At 71.0% G+C, this 4,050-nt stretch carries 7 protein-coding genes; 1 reads left to right on the top strand and 6 read right to left on the bottom strand.

The genetic code is table 11. The annotated features are described in order from the left end of the window. The 4 genes from QOL99_RS12420 to QOL99_RS12405 all read right to left on the bottom strand — a co-directional run. On the bottom strand, positions 1-287 hold a 287-nt coding region (locus QOL99_RS12420), incomplete at its 3' end, for a LysM peptidoglycan-binding domain-containing protein (RefSeq protein ID WP_285524231.1). Between the two features lie 43 nt (positions 288-330). After that, positions 331-777 carry a D-aminoacyl-tRNA deacylase gene (gene dtd, locus QOL99_RS12415; RefSeq protein ID WP_285524230.1) on the bottom strand — a complete coding sequence of 149 codons (447 nt, stop codon included), beginning with the start codon at positions 775-777 and terminating at the stop codon, positions 331-333. 1 nt (position 778) lies between these two features. After that, a complete protein-coding gene (locus QOL99_RS12410) occupies positions 779-1,036 on the bottom strand; it encodes a DUF1844 domain-containing protein (protein ID WP_285524229.1) in 258 nt (85 codons plus the stop codon). Between the two features lie 56 nt (positions 1,037-1,092). Then, entirely contained in the window at positions 1,093-1,485 is a 393-nt protein-coding gene (locus QOL99_RS12405) for a hypothetical protein (protein ID WP_285524228.1), read from the bottom strand. Between the two features lie 369 nt (positions 1,486-1,854). On the opposite strand from QOL99_RS12405, the gene QOL99_RS12400 reads away from it, so the two are divergent. Beyond that, positions 1,855-2,475 carry a C40 family peptidase gene (locus tag QOL99_RS12400; protein WP_285524227.1) on the top strand — a complete coding sequence of 207 codons (621 nt, stop codon included), beginning with the start codon at positions 1,855-1,857 and terminating at the stop codon, positions 2,473-2,475. Positions 2,476-2,639: 164 nt separating this feature from the next. Here QOL99_RS12400 and QOL99_RS12395 read toward each other — a convergent pair whose 3' ends face one another. Then, positions 2,640-3,293 carry an outer membrane lipoprotein carrier protein LolA gene (locus tag QOL99_RS12395; RefSeq protein WP_285524226.1) on the bottom strand — a complete coding sequence of 218 codons (654 nt, stop codon included), beginning with the start codon at positions 3,291-3,293 and terminating at the stop codon, positions 2,640-2,642. An 84-nt stretch (positions 3,294-3,377) separates the two neighbouring features. Continuing rightward, positions 3,378-4,050: hypothetical protein (locus tag QOL99_RS12390; protein WP_285524225.1), on the bottom strand; the 673-nt coding region annotated here is incomplete at its 5' end.

Raw genomic sequence — 4,050 nt, 5'->3', positions numbered from 1 at the left:
GCGGCCGGAACCGGGGGCGTGGCGGCGGGCGCCGCCGGGGGAGTCGCCGGGACCGGGGGCGGCAGCGGCGGGTCGCCGGGCAGGCGCAGGGCTTGCCCGATCTCGATGGTGGTGTCCGCCAGCGCGTTGAGACGCTGCAACTCCGCGACGGTGGTGCCGTACTTGCGGGCGATGGAATACAGCGTGTCGCCCTTCACGACGGTGTGCGCCGCGCCCGCCGTTCCCAGCAGGAGCGCGGCGGCACAGAGGAGCGGCCAGGCCGGACGAACCGGAAAGCGGCGGGTCATGCCCGGCAGGATAGCCGCCGGGGACGGGGGGCCGGATGAACCCTCAACGCTCGGCCGTGTCCAGCATCAGGGTGACCGGGCCGTCGTTGGTCAGGTCGAGGGCCATGTGCGCCCCGAACACCCCCTCCCCCACCGCCAGCCCGCAGGCCCGCAGCGCCGCGTTGAACTCGGCGTACAGCGCCCGGGCCTGCTCGGGCGGCGCGGCCCCGGAAAAGCCCGGCCGGTTGCCCCGCCGCGTGTCCGCGAACAGGGTGAACTGGCTGACGCTCAGGACCCCACCGCCGATGTCCTGCACGCTGCGGTTCATCTTTCCGGCTTCATCGGCAAAGAGGCGCAGGCGGGCGATCCTGGCGGCGAGGGCCTGCGCGGTCTCCGGCGTGTCCTCCGGGGCGACGCCCAGCAGCACGAGGAGGCCGGGACCCGTCTCTCCCGTCACGCGGCCGTCCACGGTGCACCTCGCGCGGGTCACCCGCTGCAGGGCGGCCCGCACCCTAGTTGCCGAGCCGGGCCCGCAGGCTGCCGATGGCGCCGGTGAGCACCTCGGCTTCCGTGAAATCGAGGTTGCCGCGCGTCTTGTCCGCCAGCATGGTGAGCAGCCGCAGCGAGCGCTCGGCGGTCTGGCGGGCACGCTCTTCGGCCAGCAGGCCGTCGCGGGCCGCGCTGGCAGTCGCGGCGTTCAGGTCGCCCAGCGCGGCCTCGGCGGTGGCCTGCAGGGTGCTCACGAGTCCGACAAATTCGGGGTTGGGCATGCGGGGCAGTGTACGGGAGGGCCGTGGATGGAAGGGGCCGTGGACGGGAGCGGGCCTCAGCCCTGAACCGGGACGCCCGGGGCCGCCGTGCCCAGCTTGGGACGGTGGCTGCGGGCCTCGCGCCGGGTCTTGGGATCCAGACCGACGAGCAGGAAAAAGTTCTCCAGTGCGTTCTCCCGGCCCTTGATCTCGGCGTGCTCGTGCTCGGGCGTGCCCGTCACGAAGGGCAGGGCGCGGTAGAGCGACAGCGCGTACCCGACCACCTCGTCGCTGGCGTGGGTTTCCGCGTACTGCCCGAGTTCGACGTACAGCGTCCGGCGGCTCTCGGCGTGCTGCAAGAAGGCGTCCGGATGCGGCGTTTCCGGCGCCCGCAGCATGTCCTGCCGGGCGATGCGGCGGTAATGCTTGAGTCCCTGCAGGAGCTGCTCGGTCGTCATGGGTTCCTTCATCGGTCCTCCAGCCGGGGCGCGGCCTCCGCCCACTGCAGACTGAAGTATAGGCCGGGTGCCTGCCCTGCCGCCGACCCGGGGCGACCCCCCTCAAGCCGTCCCTTCAAGCCGAGAACCACCCCACGATAGGGATGAGAACCATGAGATCAGCAGAGGTGCCAGGGGGCCGCGAGAAAGCCGTGTCTGTCGCAAAAATGGACCGGGTTAAAGAAATGAGTCAGAATCTGAGAAGTTTGAACCTGATCGGGGATTTTTCCTCATTTCATCGCAAGTGTGATCGCATAGAGGCCGCATAGGCGCATAAAAAAGCCGCTTTCGCCCGAGGATTAAGGTAAAAAGAATAAAGGCCCGCTAAACTCTCTCCTGTCGATGAAAGTTCTCCGAACCCTCCTGATTGCCGCTGCCCTGGGCAGCGCCCCGGCCCTCGCCGTCACCTATACCGTCAAGGCCGGAGACACCCTCTCCAAGATCGCCAGCGTGTACCGGACGGAGCCCGCGCAGATCATGCGCCTGAACGGGCTGCGCTCCACGACCATCGAGATCGGGCAGCGGCTGAATCTGGGCAACGTGACCGCACCCGCGACCACCGCCCGCACGGTGGCCCCCGCCGCGCCGCGTGGCAGCGCCTTCGTGCGCTCCACTGCCTCGCGCTTCCTGGGGATTCGCTACGTGCTGGGCGGCACGGGCGGACGGGGCATCGACTGCTCGGCCTACACGTCGCTGGTGTTCAGGCAGCTGGGCATCAACCTGCCGCGCACGGCGGCGGCGCAGTGGCGCACCGGCTACGCGGTCAGCAGCCGCAACCTGATGCCCGGTGACCTGGTGTTCTTCAACACCACCGGCCGCGTCGCCAGCCACGTCGGCATCTACGTGGGCGACGGCCTGATGGCGAACGCCAACAGCTACCAGGGCCGCACCGTGATCGAGCCGCTGTTCGGCAACCCCTACTGGGCCCAGCGCTATGTCGGCGCCCGCCGCGTCCTGAGCTGACCCCCTCCCCACCCCTTCCATCGACCGAGTGCCCCCGCCCGCGTGGTGGGGGCGCTGCGTTTTGGGGAAGCCGCCAGTCGCCAGGGACCAGTCGTCAGCAAAAAAGCCCCAGCCGTGGCTGGAGCCTGAGAGGAGTGCTGGAAGCTGACGGCTGACCGCTTTCCTTACTGCCGGATCACCTGCGCGTCCCTGGGCAGCGTCTTGAGGCCCGCCACGGTCAGGCCGCTGTTGACGCGGTAGTTGGACACGTTCAGGTCGGCCAGGACGCGGTTGCCGGTTCCCAGGAACTGGATGCGGGTGGGGCGCCAGCCCGACTCGGTGATCCAGACGCGGGCCTTGTCGCCGCTGTTCTTGGGGGTGGCCTCCAGCTGGTAGAGCTTCTTGCCGCCGGAGGACGTGGTGCCCAGCAGTTTGACGCTGTAGTCGCCCAGCAGGTCGGAGACGTTGCTGAGGCGGGTGAAATCCAGCCCGCCGAGGCCCGCCTGGGCGGTGGCCTTCTTGAGCGGCGTCACCGTGATCTGGTTGGTCAGGAAGAGGTACTGCCGGACCTCGTTGCGGTCGGCCACCACGATGTTGTCGGCCAGCGCGTCGGGCGCGTTGAACTGGATGCGGGCCACGCCCTGCGCGGGGATGGAGCGCACGGTCAGGTCGATCTTCTGGGCCTGCGACTCCAGCGAGGCGTTGCCGCTGAGGCGGAAAGACACGTCCCTGGCCGACTTCTGGGCGTTGTCGACCCGCTTGAGGATGTCCTGCGCGGTCTGGGCGCCCGCCGTGGAGGCCAGGGCAGCGAGGGTCAGGAGGGGGAGAAAGTGCTTCACGTCCGGAGTCTGTCACCCCCCCCCATGAGAAGGCGGCGCCAGGGCTGACCGGGGATTCACGCCGCGCTGAGACGGTGGGAAGGGCTACTCCCCGCTCTCCCCGCCGCTCCCCAGTGGAAAGCGGTAGCTGGCCCGCACGCCAAAGCCCCCGCTGCCGCCCCGCAGGTCGGTGGTCAGGGTGCCGGAGCCGAGCGGCACGGCCACCTCCGCCCCGGCCCGCAGCGGTGCGGCGGCACGGCGCCACGGCTCGTAGGCGACGTACAGGCGCGTGCTGCTCTCCTCTCCCAGCAGTCCAGGCACACCCAGGCTGCCCACCGCCCCCCAGCCCCCCGGCCCGGCGAGGGCGTCCAGCGACGCGCTGAGGCCCGACTCGGCGGCGTAGCTCACCCCGCCCGTGACCCCCAGCACGTCCGCCCCGGCGCGGGCGCCCAGCCGCAGGGTGACGCTGCCCGTGCGCGCGGTGAGGGGTTCGGCGCCGGGGTCGTCCCCTTCCTCCAGGGGGAGGGTGCGGGTGAGGTCGCGCCGCCACTCGGCGCCCAGCAGGGCGTGGGGCTGCACCCCGAACTCGCCCCCGGCGACCGCGACGAGGGTGCGGCTCACCCGGTAGCGGGCGGTCACGTCGGCCACCCAGCCCCGCGCCCGCAGGTCGGTGGGCGTCAGAGCCCACGCGGCGAGGGGGTCCACGTCGGTCGCGGCGGCGCTGAAGAAGCTTCCGCCCACGTTCAGGGCCACCGGGCCCAGCGTGCCGCTCGCGCGG

This window comes from Deinococcus rhizophilus (assembly GCF_030271215.1).
Lineage (GTDB): Bacteria > Deinococcota > Deinococci > Deinococcales > Deinococcaceae > Deinococcus > Deinococcus rhizophilus.
This window is presented reverse-complemented; position numbering and strand designations above follow the sequence as displayed.

What these genes read in the sequence shown, in the direction of transcription:
- QOL99_RS12410 (WP_285524229.1), bottom strand. Translation starts at nt 1,036, where the DNA reads ATGCCCAACCCCGAATTTGTCGGACTCGTGAGCACCCTGCAGGCCACC.
- QOL99_RS12405 (WP_285524228.1), bottom strand. Translation starts at nt 1,485, where the DNA reads ATGAAGGAACCCATGACGACCGAGCAGCTCCTGCAGGGACTCAAGCAT.
- QOL99_RS12400 (WP_285524227.1), top strand. Translation starts at nt 1,855, where the DNA reads ATGAAAGTTCTCCGAACCCTCCTGATTGCCGCTGCCCTGGGCAGCGCC.